The following is a 15,440-nucleotide window of genomic DNA, read 5'->3' on the forward strand; positions in this document are numbered from 1 at the left end:
TATATCTTTGTCAACGAACGTTTACGCCTTCAGTTGACACCAATGCACATCTGTGCATCCACTACAAAGGACTTAAAATTTAGTGATACCTGGAGATAAAAACAAAATTTGTATAACTTGATTCTAAATTAGGTATCGTTCAGAGTTAAGATGACAAAATTATCTGAAATTGTGGTTAAAGCTACAGAAAATTGTCACAGCAACTAACTAATACAGTATTTCCAGCCTCGGTCTTCCGACTAGACAGTGGTTTAACGTTTATTCATCAAGAGATTCCCACTACTCCTGTAGTTGTGGCGGATGTTTGGGTGCGTGCTGGAGCAAGCCTAGAGCCAGAACCTTGGTTTGGGATGGCGCACTTTTTAGAACACATGATTTTTAAAGGTACCGCGACGCTACCCCCTGGGATGTTCGATTCTAAAGTTGAAAACCGGGGAGGCGTAAGTAATGCAGCGACAAGCTATGATTATGCTCATTATTGCCTTACCACAGCTGCCCCTTATTTAAAAGATACCCTGCCCTACTTGGGAGAACTACTGCTGAATGCGGCAATTCCAGAAGATGAATTTAGCCGCGAACGAGATGTGGTGCTAGAGGAAATTCGCTCTTATCAGGACGATTCTGACTGGAGAGGATTTCAAGCGCTGATTCAAAGCATCTATCCGCATCACCCTTATGGACGTTCGGTCTTGGGTACTGAGCAAGAACTGATGCAGCAATCGCCAGAAGCAATGCGCTGTTTTCACCGTACTCACTATCAGCCGGAAAACATGACGGTGGTAATTGCTGGGGGTATAGCCCAGCAACCAGCTTGGGAAATGGTAAATCATTCATTTGCTGATTTTGCCGAACGCTCTAATTGTCCGCAGTTTGAGAAAGTGACAAAGCCAGTAATAACCGGAATTCATCGTCAAGAACTGTATTTACCACGCATAGAACAAGCGCGATTATTGATGGCGTGGCTGGTACCTGGAGTAGAAGAAATCCGCGCTGGCTACGGTTTAGATTTATTATCAGTGTTATTAGCAGAAGGGCGGACTTCGCGTTTAGTGCGTGATTTACGAGAAGATTTGCAATTAGTACAGGGGATTTACAGTAGTTTTTCTCTACAACGGGAATCGAGTTTATTTACAATAACTGCCTGGTTGGAACCAAAAAATCTGGAGGAAGTTGAGTCCTTAATTTGCGCTCATTTGGATGATTTGCAGACTACAGGAATTACTGAACAGGAACTTGCTCGTACACGCAGGCTGCTATGTAACGAGTATGCCTTTTCTACCGAAACGCCAAATCAGCTTACAGGGCTTTATGGATATTACAATACCATTGCCCAAGCTGAATTAGCTGTGACATATCCCCAGGAGATTCAGTCTTTTGATGCCCAAGAACTGCAAAAATTAGCTAAACAGTATCTATCTCCAAAGAATTACGCGGTTACTGTACTTAAGCCCTGTTAGTCATTAGTCATTAGTCATTAGCAAAAGACAAATGACCAATCAGAAATGACAAAGGACAAATGACAAATGACAAAGGACAAATTAGAAATGACAACCTTGCTGCAAAAATCTCCTATCCATCGTACCGTATTGAACAATGGCATTGTCGTCCTGGTGGCAGAAAATCCTGCTGCGGATATTATTGCGGCGCGAATCTTTGTGCGTGCTGGTAGTTGTAACGAAAACCGAGAGCAAGCAGGGTTGGCACATTTGCTATCAGCAGTGATGACAAAGGGATGCGATGGACTTTCTAGCTTGGAAATTGCAGAAATTGTCGAGTCTGTAGGAGCGAGTTTAAGTGCAGATGCTGGCACTGATTATTTTTTACTATCTTTCAAAACGGTAACATCCGATTTTAGGGAAATTTTAACATTGGCAGGGCGGATTTTGCGATCGCCTACTTTCCCCGAAACTCAAGTGGAACTAGAACGGCGTTTAGCACTCCAAGATATTCGTTCCCAAAAAGAGCAACCGTTCAATGTCGCCTTTGAACAAATGCGGCAGGTAATGTACCAAAATCATCCCTACTCTATGTCAGTACTGGGAAATGAAACCACTATGAGCCGCTTAACTCGTGCGGATTTAGTGGAATATCACCAAACTTATTTCCGTCCAGATAATGTAGTAATTAGTATTGCTGGTAGAATTACACCCACAGATGCAGCAGCGTTGGTGGAAGAAGTTTTTGCTGATTGGCAAGCGCCAGCCCAAGCACTACCAATACTAAATTTACCTGAGATTAAGGTGGAACCGCAGGTAAAGATTAAGCCAGTCCAGACACAACAATCAATCGTGATGCTTGGGTATTTGGGAACATCGGTGAGTTCTGTTGACTACGCCGCCCTAAAGTTGCTGTGTACCTACTTGGGGAATGGCCTTTCTAGTCGCTTGTTTGTGGAATTGCGAGAAAAACGCGGTTTAGCTTACGAAGTATCCGCCTTTTACTCTACAAGGCTATTTCCAGCCTCATTTGTGGTTTACATGGGTACAGCACCAGAAAATACCAGCATCGCCCTAGCGGGACTGCGTACAGAAGTAGATTTGTTATCTACCACCGAAGTATCCGAAAGCGCACTCCAAGCTGCTAAAAACAAGATTCTGGGGCAGTACGCTTTAGGTAAACAAACCAATGGGCAAATTGCTCAGATATACGGTTGGTATGAAATTTTGGGCTTAGGAATTGATTTTGACACCAAGTTTCAAGAATTGATTGCGGCGGTGAGTGCCAAGGATGCCATTGCTTCAGCTTGTAAGTATTTAAAAGAGCCTTACTTGTCTTTAGTTGGTCAAGAAGAAGCAATTAATCGTGCGATCGCATAACTGAAAATGTAGAATCGTAAAATACAGCAGCTGTTTTTTAGACCAAGCGGCTGTACTATTAGCATGAGAATATTCTGGGAGTGAATTCCATGCAAAGCAGCCTGACAGCAAGTATTTTGAGTTACTTAAAATTACTAGATCCAACTGTAAATCGCTGTAGAATGGAAAAACGACCAAAGAGGTCTAAATCTTTCTCAGCCATTCAAATACTCTTGTTCTCCACTACGCCTCTGTTTATTACCTCAACGGCTCTAGTATCAATAGCAGCGCCACAAATTGCCCAAGTAAATCCTGAAGATAGCATCAACCGCCCTATCCTGAAAGTGGGTAGCCAAGGCGAACGCGTATCTGAACTTCAGGCAGCTCTAAAACTTTTGGGTTTTTATTCTGGTGCGGTAGATGGTACATATAGTGAGAATACAGCCAGTGCTGTTTCCCGGTTTAAACAAGCTGCTGGCTTAAATCCAGATGGCATTGTTGATGCCAGCACTTGGCAACGACTTTTCCCTAATCAACCAGTAGCAGCATCAACCGTTCCTTCATCCCAGCCAAGATTTAACTCAGCTACCAATTTTCCTGTTCCAACCCAGGCTAGCAATGTCAGCAACGTTGTAAATTCCAATCCTCCAAAAAAAGCTGTAACACAAGTTGCGACTAGCCCCGAACCAAGAGCTACTACCCCAAAAAAAGCTGTAACACGAGTTGCGACTAGCCCTGAGCCAAGACCTGCTACCCCAAAAAAAACTACAACTTCAAGCACACAAAAAACGCCGAATCGGACTACATCAACTACTCGAAAGTCAACTACACAGACTGGGCAAACTACTCGAACTGGGACAAACACAACTACTAAGCGAACCCCTGGTATTCAATACACCTCAGAAGGATTGCCAATTTTGCGTATAGGATTACGTGGTTCTGAAGTTGTTAAGTTGCAGCAACAACTGAAAAAGCTTGGTTTATTAAAAGGCGATGCCGATGGAGACTTTGGCGAGACAACCGAAGCAGCTGTAAAAACTGCACAAACGCGCTATGGTTTAGAAGCTGATGGTGTAGTTGGTGGCTCTACCTGGGAGGTTCTTTTGCGGCGTCAGCCCCAACAGCGTTAGGCTGATACTATTGCCATCCACTATAGTGCAAATTTGGCAGTTACCTTAATGATGGAACTTGCTAGTGTAGGACTTACGCACAGGTAACGGAAAATCGAACCTTATTAGGCACAGAGAACACGGAGAAATAAGAGTTTGAGAGGTATTTTGCGTAAGTCCTGTAGTGCTAAATATCCTCTTTTAGGTACAGGGGTTTCTCGACGGAGGAAACCTCTGTAAGAGTTTTGCTGCTCATTTCATTTTTGATGAATTTAATTCATGGTACATCCTGCAATACGATAAAGATATACCGATTAAAAGTACCTCTCTATGCCAGCACTGAAAGATTACATTGCTTTTAGGCTGACAAAAGATGATGGCAACTTTAGGAGTCAAGCACAAAAACACCTGATAGTGTTACAGATCACAACTGTACAATAGTGAAATTAATTAAACTTACTGCTAATTCCTCTAAAAAAACTTATGCAACACTTTTTATTAACTTGGCTCGGTACTGCGGTGGCGTTATTTTTGACTGCTAATATCGTTCCGGGATTCTTTATCAAGAATTTTTTGACTGCCTTGATAGCTGCCCTTGTTATTGGTTTGGTTAATGCATTTGTTAGACCAATTTTACAAATTTTGACCTTTCCAATTACTTTGCTCACCTTTGGTTTATTTACATTGGTAATCAACGCGTTAACCCTTTGGTTGGCAAGTGCCTTAACTCCTGGTTCTGGTTTTGAGATTCATGGCTTTTTACCTGCTTTGTTAGGTTCAATTGTGCTAGCTATTGTATCTAGCATAATTAACTATTTTTTGAGAGTTGTTGACTAGAAAAATTAGTTAAGTTTTATAATACTAATAATATTTGAAGCTTGGGCAACAGTTCAGGGCTATTTCGTTCTAGACAGAAACCGCCCAGAGCTAAAGTCCGTTTTAACGGACTAAGTAAGTGGGTCAAATTAAATATAAAACCTCACCCTGCCTCCGGCTTCCCTCTCCTTACTAAGGAGAGGGATTGAGGGTGAGGTTTTTTCTTAGCTGCCTTTAGACGACTTTCGCTATAAGAGAGGTGAATTCATTCTGAGGCTAGATGAGAATGAAATAGCCCTTGGCAACAGCTAATGTTACCGCTCCTGGTTGCCCTTGTCGCTGGAAAATTTGTTTAGGAACTAACAACTTCACCCGCAATTCTTCTATGTTTGTAAAGGGGAAAATAGTCAATAACGGGGTTTGAGTAGCTGCAAGAATAGCAGCGGCCTCTGCAACGCTAGGTGTACCTACTTCGTGGTCGGTAATTGTGGTAGGGTTGGGGACACAGACACAGCGAAGGATTTGGGCAGAAAAGGTTTTTAGGGGGAAATTGCGTAGGTTACAAAGTTCTACTAAACCAACTTCTGAGGCTTTAGTGTCAATAGTAGCAATCCCTGCGATCGCACTTTGAAAAAGTTGATTTTCTCGAAATATTTGCTCAATTGCCCCATCAATCAATTGCCATGAGGTTCCCCGTTTACAACCGATTCCTACCCATAAAACCTGTTGCACTTGCTATATTTCCTTATTCAATTCGTCAGGATTTGATTTACTCCAATAGCCAACCAAATAAATCTCCGACTGTCAGGCTCAACTCACTTGCAAAATCTGGCACAGGAAGTAAAGCTTCTAATTCATCCAACATGACTGGCTGTTGATTGCGGATGTAGACAAACACCGTTTGTTCTTCTGGATCGATCAGCCAACCCATTTGTGTTTCATAATTCAGGCAATGCAGAATATTTTTTGTAACTTTCGTTTGTCTTTGGTCAGGTGATAGAATCTCAATAGTCCAATCGGGAGATGCTGAAAATAAATTTGCAACCCTGCCATTTTCTTTGCGAGGTATTCTCTCCCAAGTAAATACCGCTACATCCGGGATAATTGATCTGCCACCAAAAGTACACCGCAGTTCTGGATATGCTCGTGCAACTCTTTGAGGTTTCAAGACACCATTAACAGTAATAATCAGTTCGCCTTGAATAGTGCTATGTTCACCCTGTGCCATTGGTTTTTGAATAATTTGACCATCGATATATTCACTAGCGGGCTTTGTTTCTGGTAACATGAGAAACTCTGCCAAAGTTATATTTTTTGATTCTGTCCGTACCATTTGCGATCGCCTCCAACAAAACGCTCTCTTCCAACTCTACCAATTACGAATTACGAATTACGAATTAGTCTTACATCCTTTCCAATACCTGAATTCCCAATAAAGACAATCCCAACTTCACAGTTCTAGCAGTCAAATCACATAAAACCAAGCGGGATGTCCTCTGCGGTTCCTCGGCTTGTAATATGGGACAGCGATCGTAAAATTGGTTAAACTTCTGGCTTAGTTCAAACAAATACTCACATAAACGATTAGGCAGCAAATCTTGCTCTACATTACTAATAACTTCATCCAGTTGAAGTAAATATTTTGCTAGCGCTAATTCTGTTTCATGCTGCAACAAAACGGCATTATTTCCCAACTCCTTAAAGTTAATATCACCCTTGCGGCTAATCCCCTGAATCCGCGCATAAACATACAACATATAGGGCGCAGTATTCCCTTTGAGATCCAGCATTTTGTCGTAGCTGAAAATGTAGTTACTGGTGCGGTTTTGGCTTAAGTCTGCATACTTAACTGCGCTGATTCCAACTACCCTAGCAACTTCATTAATAAATTCTTCAGTTTCTTGACGTTCTTCTTTTTGTAATCTGGTTTTTAGGTCAGTATAGGCACGAGAAACAGCTTCATCTAATAAATCCCGCAACCGCACAGTATCCCCAGAACGAGTTTTGAATTTCTTACCATCTTCTCCTAACACTAACCCAAAAGGCACATGCACTAATTCCACATCATCGGGAATCCATCCGGCTTTGCGTGCAACTTGGAAAAATTGGGCAAAGTGGTTTCCTTGTCCAGCATCTGTTACATAAATTATTCGCTTTGCTTCATCCTGCTGAATCCGATAGCGCAGGGATGCTAAATCAGTTGTGGCGTAGTTATAACCGCCATCTGATTTCTGCACAATTAGGGGTAAAGGTTCACCTTCTCTATTTGTAAATCCTTCCAGAAAAACGCATTTTGCGCCCTGGTTTTCTACCAGTAAGCCAGATTTTTCTAAATCTTCCACAACTTTTGATAGTAAGGCGTTGTAGAAAGATTCGCCCCGTTCAGTTAACTTGATATCCAACAACTCATATATTATTTGAAACTCCCGCCGCGATTGTTCGCACAGTAGTTTCCAAGCATGAAGTGTATCTTCTGCACCTGCTTGTAATCTGACAACTTCTTGACGTGCTGTTTCTTGAAAAGCTGCATCTGTATCAAACCGCAGTTTGGCTTTGCGATAAAAAGAGACTAAATCACCAATATCTAAAGCATTAGCTCTTGTTAGCGCGTCTGGGTAAACTTCCCGCAGATAGGCGATTAACATCCCAAACTGCGTACCCCAATCACCCACATGATTTAACCGCAGTACATCGTGTCCTTGGAATTCTAAAATTCTGGCGATCGCATCACCAATAATTGTAGAACGCAAGTGTCCAACGTGCATTTCTTTAGCAATATTCGGACTGGAAAAATCTACAATTTCCCGCTTCGGCGTTTTCGCGGCCCGAACTCCTAGTCTAGAATCAGCTTGAATCGCGTTCAGTTGTGCTTCTAAGTATGCCGTTTTCAGTTTCAGATTGATAAATCCTGGCCCAGCGATTTCTGGCGGTTCGCAGATTTCGGATACATCTAGTTTATCAACGATCGCACCTGCGATCGCTCTTGGTTGCAATCCTTTCTTTTTACTCAAGGATAAAGCCACATTCGCCTGATAATCACCAAATTTAGGATTGCTAGCAGAAACCAAAATTGGATCTACTCCAGCAAAATCAGCGCCAAAAGCCGCAACTATTGCCTGTTCAAGCTGAACTTTTAGTTTTTCTTGTGTAGCGTTCATATATAAATTTTATCTGGGGGAGAGAGAATGTAGCTCTGGAAAAGCTTGATTATTAACTTTAGCATTTCATTTTGAGCCACTTGATTCCTGAAGCGATTTTGACTATATTGAGTGATTGCTTTAATAATTGTCAATAAGACACTGTATCTGTAATATAAATTTCACCTATACAGATAAGCGCTAGCATGAAAGTACGCGAAGTTATCAAACGACTAGAAGCTGATGGTTGGTATCTTGCTAGAACTAAAGGTAGTCATCGACAGTTCAAACATCCAGAGAAATCCAGTACTGTAACAGTATCTGGTAAACCAAATGTGGATGTGCCAATTGGTACTCTTAAAAATATCTGGAGACAAGCTCAATTGGAGGAAGACTAATGCATTATACAGTTGTGATTGAAAAGGGAGAAACTAGTTACGGCGCTTATGTCCCTGATTTACCCGGTTGTATAGCTGTGGGTGAAACTTTAGAAGAAGTCAAGCAGATGATTGCAGAAGCTATTGAATTTCATCTAGAAGGAATGCTAGAAGATGGTTTACCTATTCCTAAACCTACAAGCATCGCTCATGAGGTTGAAGTTGCAAACTACAGTAAAACATAATTATAGGAAATCTTCTGTCTAATTTATTACTAGCCCTGGCGACTAGAAGTCGCGGCTACACAAACAAAACCCACCTCCGTGGGTTAAAAACCTTTAATTTTTATGATTTCCACGGAAGTGGACTAAGCTTTGTGTAGTAACGAATTCTATTCACCCAATATTTTTAAAATATCCTCTAAGGCAGAGGAGATGAAAGAATCGAGTTATATTGAAGCTTCTCTGCTTTTGCCCAATCAAGGCACAATTGACGGAAACGATCGCCCCGCACTTCAAAATTCGGGTATTGGTCAAAACTCGCGCAAGCCGGAGATAGCAATACCACAGATGCTTGATATTCTTTAGCTAATTGGGCCGATTTGGGGACTGCTCTTTCCATAGTTTCCACAATATTGTATGTGTGATATCCTACCTCTTGCAGACGTTTAGCAAATGCGGGTGCCGCAGAGCCAATCAATAACACAGCAGCAGCTTTGTTTTGAATTTGTCCTAGCCAGCCAGTATCATCACCTGCTTTAGCTTCTCCACCAGCAATTAAAATCGCTGGACTTTTCACAGATGCTAAACCAACTTCGGCAGCATCGTAGTTAGTGGCTTTGCTATCGTTAATAAAATCAATACCTTCCCAAGTGCAGATATGCTCCAAACGATGAGCAACACCGGGGAATTCAACAATAGCACGGGCGATCGCATCACGATTAATTCCCGCTAATCGTGCCGTTGCTACTGCCATCAAGAGATTTTGTTGGTTATGTTCTCCCACCATCCGCAAAGTAGATACTTTCACAATCTTTTCTGGTGCAGAGGTTGCAGTCAATTTTTCCACAACCCAGTCATCCTCAATGTAAAAGCCTTTTTCGCTAATCAGGAAATCTTTTCCTTTAACACTTGTCCAATAAGCATCAGGCCAAGCGCTTAAACCTAACTTGCTCAAGTAGGCATCATCGCCATTAAATACTTGCAACTTGGACTGACGTAATAACTTAGCTTTGATGTTGTAATAGTTCTCTAAAGTCTTATGGCGACTCAGATGATCTGGTGTGAAAGTCGTCCAAACACCGATACGTGGCGCAAGAGAACTCGAAGACTCTACTTGATAGCTGCTAATTTCCGCAATCACCCAGTCGAGGGAGGAGTTAGGAGTTTGGAGTGAGGAGTTAGGAGTTTGGAGTGAGGAGTTAGGAGTGAGGAGTGAGGAGTTAGGAGTTTGGAGTGAGGAGTTAGGAGTTAGGAGTGAGGAATTATCAAATGCTTCCCCTGCTCCCCCTGCTTCCCCTGCTTCCCCTGCTTCCCCTGCTCCCCCTGCTCCCTGCTCCCTGCTCCCTGCTCCTTTCCCCTGCCAAGATAGGGCAACTTCACAGGCGGCGTAGCCAATGTTACCGCAGGCGGGGGCATTTAAGCCTGCTGCTTGGAAAATGGCAGCAATTAAGGCTGTGGTAGTAGTTTTGCCGTTAGTGCCTGTAATTCCTACCCAAGGTAGCGATTGCAAATTTCGCCAAGCGAGTTCTATTTCCCCAATGGTTTCAATACCTAATTGGCGTGCCTTAATTAATACGGGAATATCCCAAGGTACGCCAGGGCTAACAACTATTAATTGGGGTAAATTAGCACCATTCAATTCTAGGGATTGGCCTAGTTTTACGGTTATTTGCTCGGCAGCGAGTTCTTGTTGTTGTTGTCGGAGGGTTTCGGAGGTGTTGCTATCACTTAGCTCTACCTCCCAACCTTCCCGTTTCAACAATCTCGCCGCAGCAACACCGGACTTTCCTAATCCAATTACAGTAGCTCTGGACATAGATTGCAGCAGAGTGTCCCTGGTTAAGCACTCCCTATATTAGCGTCTATTGGCAAAAATTACACAACTTTTTGTTGACCTACGCTACAGATTTTTGACGATCGCCCCAAAGTCAGCTAAAACACGGGCATGATTGCGAACTAATCCAAGTAAGTGTAATCGATTACGTTTAATTTCTGGATCGGAGTCCATAACTAATACGCTATCTGTCCCATCAAAGAAGTTACTAACTGTCGGAGCAATTTTTGCTAGTGCTGCTACTAACAGTTGATAATTTCGTGTCTGCTGTGCTGCTGAAGAAAGTGGGACTGATTCGATTAGGGCATTATACAAAGCGACTTCAGAGGGCTTTTGGAATAATTCTTGACGCACTACGGTTGTCGGTTCTAGCTGTTTTGTATCCAAATCACCTTGGGCGGCTAATCGTGTGGAACGGTTAACGGTTTCGTAGATGTTATCTAAGGTACTATCGTTACGGATTTGTTGTAAGTATAGGGCGCGATCGCGGACATCCAATAAATCTTTTAACGCCCGTTCTGTATATTCTGGATCATTTTCTCCCAAAACTGCATTTACTAAGTCATAATCAATCTGCTTTTCTTCTTGTAGTAAAGTGCGGATGCGTTGCAAGAAAAACTCTTGTAACGCTGCGGTTAATGATGCCTGTTCTTTGTGATATTTTGCTGCAAAGTCTGTGGCTATTTGCGCTAATAAATCATCTAAATTTATCGGCAAACTATAAAACCAAGTAATTTTAACTACAGCATTAGCCGCACGGCGCAAGGCGAAGGGATCAGAAGAACCGGAGGGAATTAAACCTAAACCAAAGATACTCACTAAGGTATCTAATCTATCTGCCAAAGCGACAATTTGTCCCGTGAGCGTTTCGGGGAAATTATCACTGGCTCCTGTGGGTAAATAATGTTGATAAATTGCCTTTGCGACTTCGGCATCTTCACCACTAGCTAAGGCATATTTTTCTCCCATAATGCCTTGTAATTCGGGGAATTCATACACCATTTGAGTAACCAAGTCTGCTTTACATAATAAAGCAGCCCGTTGGATTCTTTGGCTTTGATTTTGGGCTAATTCTAATTGGGTACTGATTCGCTCGGCAATCTTAACTACTCTATCTACCTTGGTACGCACCGAACCCAATTCTTCTTGGAACGTGACTTTTTCTAACTGCGGTAAAAAGCTTTCTAAGGGCTTAGTTAAATCAGCTTCGTAGAAAAATCTCCCATCAGCTAATCTGGCACGAATTACTCTTTCGTTCCCCACAGCAACGATATCTGATTTATTGGGATCAGCGTTAGAAATGGTGATAAAATTGGGTAATAATTCTTGCTCAGAACTATCTAGTTTGAAGACAGGGAAATAACGTTGATGAGTAACCATAACTTCAGTAATTACCTCAGTTGGTAATTTCAAGAATTCTGGTTCAAATTTACCGACAACTGTAGAAGGATATTCTACAAGGTTGGTTACTTCCTCTAACAAATCGGGGTAAATTACTGTATATCCGCCTAAATTTTCTGCTACTGCCTTTACTTGCCCTTTGATAATATTTGCCCGTTCTTCTGGGTCAACGGTGACATAAGCAGACTTGAGGGCGGTAACATAATCAGTAGCTTGGGCAATTGTCACAGGATCAGGATGTAAAACCCGATGACCTTGAGAAATGCGATCGCTCTGAATCGTTTTAGAACCATTCACTAATTCTAGAGGTAGCACCGTCTCATCTAACAAAGCTACCAGCCAACGAATTGGTCGGGAAAACCTCGCATCTCCATTTCCCCAACGCATTAACCGCTTACCTTCTAAACCCCAAATCCACTCTTGAACAAGTTCTGTCAAAATTTCCGCCACAGCACGGCCAGGAATTCTTTTTTGCACAAAGACAAATTCCCCTTTGTCTGTGGGGCGAAGAAACAGCGTATCCAGTTCCACGCCTTGCTTTTTGGCAAAGCCGATAGCAGCAGCAGTAGGCTGACCATCTTTAAAGGCGGCTTGGGCGGGGGGGCCTTTAATTTCTTCTTCTCGGTCTGGTTGCTGGGATGGTAGACCTTTAATCACTACCGCCAGCCGTCGGGGAGTACCGTACACTTGCACACTTTCGCCCTTGAGGCCGTTTGATTCCAAGCTTTGGGGAATGCGCTCCTGCCATTGCACTAAGGCATCACTGAGAAAGCTTGCAGGTAATTCTTCTGTACCAACTTCTAATAGAAACGCAGGCATATAACACTGTTTTCAACTTTGCGTAGCTCAACTTTATCAGTTATTCTCAAGCGATCGCTCGTGATTTTTAGGTAACTAGTACCACAAGGCAAAAGTCAAAAGTCATTTGTCAACTTAACTTAAAAGTCATGTCCTGCAAGGAACTAAAGTTCCAGGCGGGTGAGTCAAGCCAAAAGTTTTCCTATTTCTAGGCTTTTATTGGCATCAATGAGCAATGCCGATTTGGCTTTTCTTGTGAATGCGTAAGTCCTAACTTAGATAGACTTAGCATTTTCTGCATAACTTCACAAAAAAGTGTTTTTCTTCATTGATTCATTACATTTACTACTGTACTTTTATGCGGTATTTACGGATATAAATTTATATCGTAATGTTTAGTGATGTCTAATTCATTGATATATGCATTATTTAAATCAACTTTGGAATTATGTCTCCCCTCTCCCAGATGACGGGAGAGGGGCTGGGGGTGAGGGAAAAGATTTAAGCCAAAATTGGGATGCTCCCTTCAAGAGGGGTATCGCGGATAGGCGGCCGCCGATGTAGTAATTAGTCATTAGTGCCAATGACTAATTACTAATGACTTCGATTTCCCCACGGCTTAAAGTTGTGCGATAAGTTAACACTATGTGCCAGTTTAAAGGGCGGAATGCGGGTTATATGCACGACCTTGAATATGATGGTAGAATCCCCCAAGTTGTAAATTTAGGCATTAATTCAGAAACAAGCAGGACAAATATTGTCATAAATAGCCAGAAACTAAAAACTCTGTCTAAAAGAGGATGTTTTAAAAGGATATTTTACTCTTTTAGTGAACACAGCGAAGCATTTTAGTAAATAACTGAAAGCTAATCTTTTCGTTGTAGTTCATCCAAGTCAGAACCAGAAAACTATACCTTCTGGAACTTTTAAAACGACCTCTAAAAGCCCCAGGTATTTATACAAGGTGATATCTTAATTTTTAAGTGCTTTATGCAGTCTAAAAATTATTTGTTAAAAACCACTAAAAAATTCATCAACAATGTTAAACACACTGTTAATGAAGCAAATTTAAAAATTATTATAAGTAATAAAAGTAGCAGCACATACTGACTATTAAGGAATAAATACGATTATCTCCGACTGTCTTCACAAAATTAACAAATAGCTCATGCACATTCTGATTTATTCCTATAACTATCATCCAGAGCCGATTGGAATTGCTCCGTTAATGACTGAATTAGCAGAAGGACTAGTAAAGCGAGGTCACCAAGTGCGGGTGATTACGGGGATGCCCAACTATCCTCAGCGCGAAATTTATGATGAGTATCGGGGTAAATGGTACGTTACTGAACAAACAAATGGCGTCACCATTCAACGAAGTTATCTGCGAATTAAGTCTAAACCTAACCTTATAGATCGGCTATTATTAGAGTTGAGCTTTATTTTCACGAGCTTACCCCAAGCCTTTAAAGGTGAACACCCCGATGTGATTATCTTAACAGTTCCGCCTCTTTTCGGTACTTTACCAGTAACACTATTTGGTTGGTTATACAACTGCCCAGTAGTTCTGAATGTGCAAGATATTCTACCAGAAGCTGCGGTACGGATCGGGCTATTGAAGAATAAGTGGATGATCCGAACTCTTGCAGCCTTAGAGAAATTTGCATATCGGTCTGCACACACTATTAGTGTTATTGCCGATGGGTTTCGTGAGAATTTAGTGAATAAGGGAGTACCTGTTAATAAAATCGTTTGTATTCCCAATTGGGTGAATGTAAATTTCATCTGCCCCTTACCAAAACAAAATAACTCCTGGATATCTAGCCATCAACTTGAAGGGAAATTTGTAGTCCTTTATTCGGGCAACATTGCTCTAACACAAGGTTTAGAAACAGTAATAGAAGCAGCAATTTGCTTGCGTCATATCAAGGAAATTGTCTTTGTTATCGTTGGCGAATCAATAGCATTACAAAGGTTGCAGAAATATTGTCTTTTAAATGGAGCAGATAATGTTTTGCTGCTACCGTTGCAGCCGCGAGAAAAACTACCCGAAATGCTAGCAGCTTCTGATGTAGGGTTGATTGTGCAAAAACGCAATGTGATTTCGTTTAATATGCCTTCAAAAATACCCCTACTGTTGGCGAGTGGTCGCCCGATTGTGGGTTCAGTTCCCGCTACTGGTACTGCTGCAAAAGCAATCAAATTAAGTGGTGGTGGGATAATTGTTGAGCCAGAATCACCCGATGCAATGGCTGCTGCGGTGCATGATTTATATACTAATCCTACTCTAGGGACGAGTTTAGGTAAGGCAGGAAGACAGTTTGCTGAAGAAAACTATTCCTTGGAGCAAGCACTTAATCGATATGAAGGGCTGCTTTCTCATATTGTTGCTAACCGAAAATCAACTATAGGTATCTTGCTGAAATTAAATTCCAAAAAATCAGTTGTGGATGGTTGATATGGCTGGATACTGGAGATTTTTTCTAAAAATGGGATGCTTTGTTAATTAGCGAACATTAAGCGACTGGGAAGGCAAAACCGTAATTAGGAAAAATTAAATCACCCATTCGGGTGAGTTGAAAATCAACCGATCGGGTGACCTAAGTGTAGGAAGTTAAGACTGCTAAAAAATAGGAATCTAGAGAATACTGATTGATTGCGCGTCGTTCTTGGTGAGGATAACTCGATGAAACTTGCAACCTTGGTTAATAAAGCTGAGTTAACAGTGTAGGGGTACTACTAGTAATCCACCAGACCAACTTTGATGGATGAATAAGTTTGTAGTGAGTTAGTCGGTCAGAGGGGTTTCCCCCATGAGCGACTAACCAAAGCGTTGGGTAAGGACTTTAGTCCTTAATTTGAGCGTTTTAGCGCTCACTACAAACCTATCAAATTTGACTTGAGAGACTGCTAGATTTAAACAAGCTAGCAAGAGCGTGTCGCAGACAAGCC

12 protein-coding genes are annotated in these 15,440 nt (G+C 41.8%); 7 read left to right on the top strand and 5 right to left on the bottom strand.

The window, feature by feature from the left end; genetic code table 11:
• Nucleotides 1–191: 191 nt before the first annotated feature.
• The 4 genes from V7K73_RS23360 (at nucleotide 192) to V7K73_RS23375 (ending at nucleotide 4,741) form a co-directional block, all read left to right on the top strand.
• Nucleotides 192–1,457, top strand: coding sequence for a M16 family metallopeptidase (locus V7K73_RS23360; RefSeq protein ID WP_334883488.1), 1,266 nt, complete (start codon nucleotides 192–194; stop codon nucleotides 1,455–1,457).
• Between the two features lie 87 nt (nucleotides 1,458–1,544).
• The gene (locus tag V7K73_RS23365; protein ID WP_334883548.1) at nucleotides 1,545–2,816 is read left to right on the top strand and encodes a M16 family metallopeptidase; all 1,272 of its coding nucleotides are present in this window, start codon (nucleotides 1,545–1,547) and stop codon (nucleotides 2,814–2,816) included.
• An 89-nt stretch (nucleotides 2,817–2,905) separates the two neighbouring features.
• Nucleotides 2,906–3,925 (top strand): peptidoglycan-binding domain-containing protein, encoded by a 1,020-nt coding sequence (locus tag V7K73_RS23370; protein WP_334883490.1) that lies wholly within the window; start codon nucleotides 2,906–2,908, stop codon nucleotides 3,923–3,925.
• Between the two features lie 462 nt (nucleotides 3,926–4,387).
• Nucleotides 4,388–4,741, top strand: a complete 354-nt coding sequence (locus V7K73_RS23375; RefSeq protein WP_334883492.1) for a phage holin family protein — start codon at nucleotides 4,388–4,390, stop codon at nucleotides 4,739–4,741.
• A gap of 255 nt (nucleotides 4,742–4,996) precedes the next feature.
• Here V7K73_RS23375 and V7K73_RS23380 read toward each other — a convergent pair whose 3' ends face one another.
• The 3 genes from V7K73_RS23380 to argS form a co-directional block, all read right to left on the bottom strand.
• Nucleotides 4,997–5,452 (bottom strand): cobalamin biosynthesis protein, encoded by a 456-nt coding sequence (locus tag V7K73_RS23380; protein ID WP_334883494.1) that lies wholly within the window; start codon nucleotides 5,450–5,452, stop codon nucleotides 4,997–4,999.
• A gap of 37 nt (nucleotides 5,453–5,489) precedes the next feature.
• Complete coding sequence (locus V7K73_RS23385; RefSeq protein ID WP_334883496.1) at nucleotides 5,490–6,053, bottom strand: Uma2 family endonuclease; 564 nt, start codon at nucleotides 6,051–6,053, stop codon at nucleotides 5,490–5,492.
• Nucleotides 6,054–6,123: 70 nt separating this feature from the next.
• The gene (argS, locus tag V7K73_RS23390) at nucleotides 6,124–7,878 is read right to left on the bottom strand and encodes an arginine--tRNA ligase (protein WP_334883498.1); all 1,755 of its coding nucleotides are present in this window, start codon (nucleotides 7,876–7,878) and stop codon (nucleotides 6,124–6,126) included.
• A 185-nt stretch (nucleotides 7,879–8,063) separates the two neighbouring features.
• Between argS and V7K73_RS23395 the strand changes: the two genes are divergently transcribed.
• Complete coding sequence (locus tag V7K73_RS23395; RefSeq protein ID WP_334883500.1) at nucleotides 8,064–8,255, top strand: type II toxin-antitoxin system HicA family toxin; 192 nt, start codon at nucleotides 8,064–8,066, stop codon at nucleotides 8,253–8,255.
• Complete coding sequence (locus V7K73_RS23400) at nucleotides 8,255–8,479, top strand: type II toxin-antitoxin system HicB family antitoxin (RefSeq protein ID WP_334883502.1); 225 nt, start codon at nucleotides 8,255–8,257, stop codon at nucleotides 8,477–8,479. The genes V7K73_RS23395 and V7K73_RS23400 overlap by 1 nt, the downstream gene beginning before the upstream one ends.
• Before the next feature lie 175 nt (nucleotides 8,480–8,654).
• Here the strand turns inward: V7K73_RS23400 and murD are convergent, their stop codons facing one another.
• Both murD and glyS read right to left on the bottom strand, forming a co-directional pair.
• Entirely contained in the window at nucleotides 8,655–10,271 is a 1,617-nt protein-coding gene (gene murD, locus V7K73_RS23405; RefSeq protein WP_334883504.1) for a UDP-N-acetylmuramoyl-L-alanine--D-glutamate ligase, read from the bottom strand.
• Between the two features lie 84 nt (nucleotides 10,272–10,355).
• Nucleotides 10,356–12,509: a glycine--tRNA ligase subunit beta gene (gene glyS / locus V7K73_RS23410; RefSeq protein ID WP_334883505.1), complete on the bottom strand. Its 2,154-nt coding sequence runs from the start codon at nucleotides 12,507–12,509 to the stop codon at nucleotides 10,356–10,358.
• 1,147 nt (nucleotides 12,510–13,656) lie between these two features.
• Here glyS and V7K73_RS23415 point away from each other — a divergent pair.
• Entirely contained in the window at nucleotides 13,657–14,946 is a 1,290-nt protein-coding gene (locus V7K73_RS23415) for a glycosyltransferase family 4 protein (protein ID WP_334883507.1), read from the top strand.
• Nucleotides 14,947–15,440 lie beyond the last annotated feature (494 nt).

It is taken from the genome of Nostoc sp., assembly GCF_036916975.1.
GTDB lineage: Bacteria > Cyanobacteriota > Cyanobacteriia > Cyanobacteriales > Nostocaceae > Nostoc.

Coding starts and splice junctions, on each gene's coding strand:
- V7K73_RS23365 (WP_334883548.1), top strand. CDS start 1,545: ATGACAACCTTGCTGCAAAAATCTCCTATCCATCGTACCGTATTGAAC.
- V7K73_RS23370 (WP_334883490.1), top strand. CDS start 2,906: ATGCAAAGCAGCCTGACAGCAAGTATTTTGAGTTACTTAAAATTACTA.
- V7K73_RS23375 (WP_334883492.1), top strand. CDS start 4,388: ATGCAACACTTTTTATTAACTTGGCTCGGTACTGCGGTGGCGTTATTT.
- V7K73_RS23385 (WP_334883496.1), bottom strand. CDS start 6,053: ATGGTACGGACAGAATCAAAAAATATAACTTTGGCAGAGTTTCTCATG.
- argS (WP_334883498.1), bottom strand. CDS start 7,878: ATGAACGCTACACAAGAAAAACTAAAAGTTCAGCTTGAACAGGCAATA.
- V7K73_RS23395 (WP_334883500.1), top strand. CDS start 8,064: ATGAAAGTACGCGAAGTTATCAAACGACTAGAAGCTGATGGTTGGTAT.
- V7K73_RS23400 (WP_334883502.1), top strand. CDS start 8,255: ATGCATTATACAGTTGTGATTGAAAAGGGAGAAACTAGTTACGGCGCT.
- murD (WP_334883504.1), bottom strand. CDS start 10,271: ATGTCCAGAGCTACTGTAATTGGATTAGGAAAGTCCGGTGTTGCTGCG.
- glyS (WP_334883505.1), bottom strand. CDS start 12,509: ATGCCTGCGTTTCTATTAGAAGTTGGTACAGAAGAATTACCTGCAAGC.
- V7K73_RS23415 (WP_334883507.1), top strand. CDS start 13,657: ATGCACATTCTGATTTATTCCTATAACTATCATCCAGAGCCGATTGGA.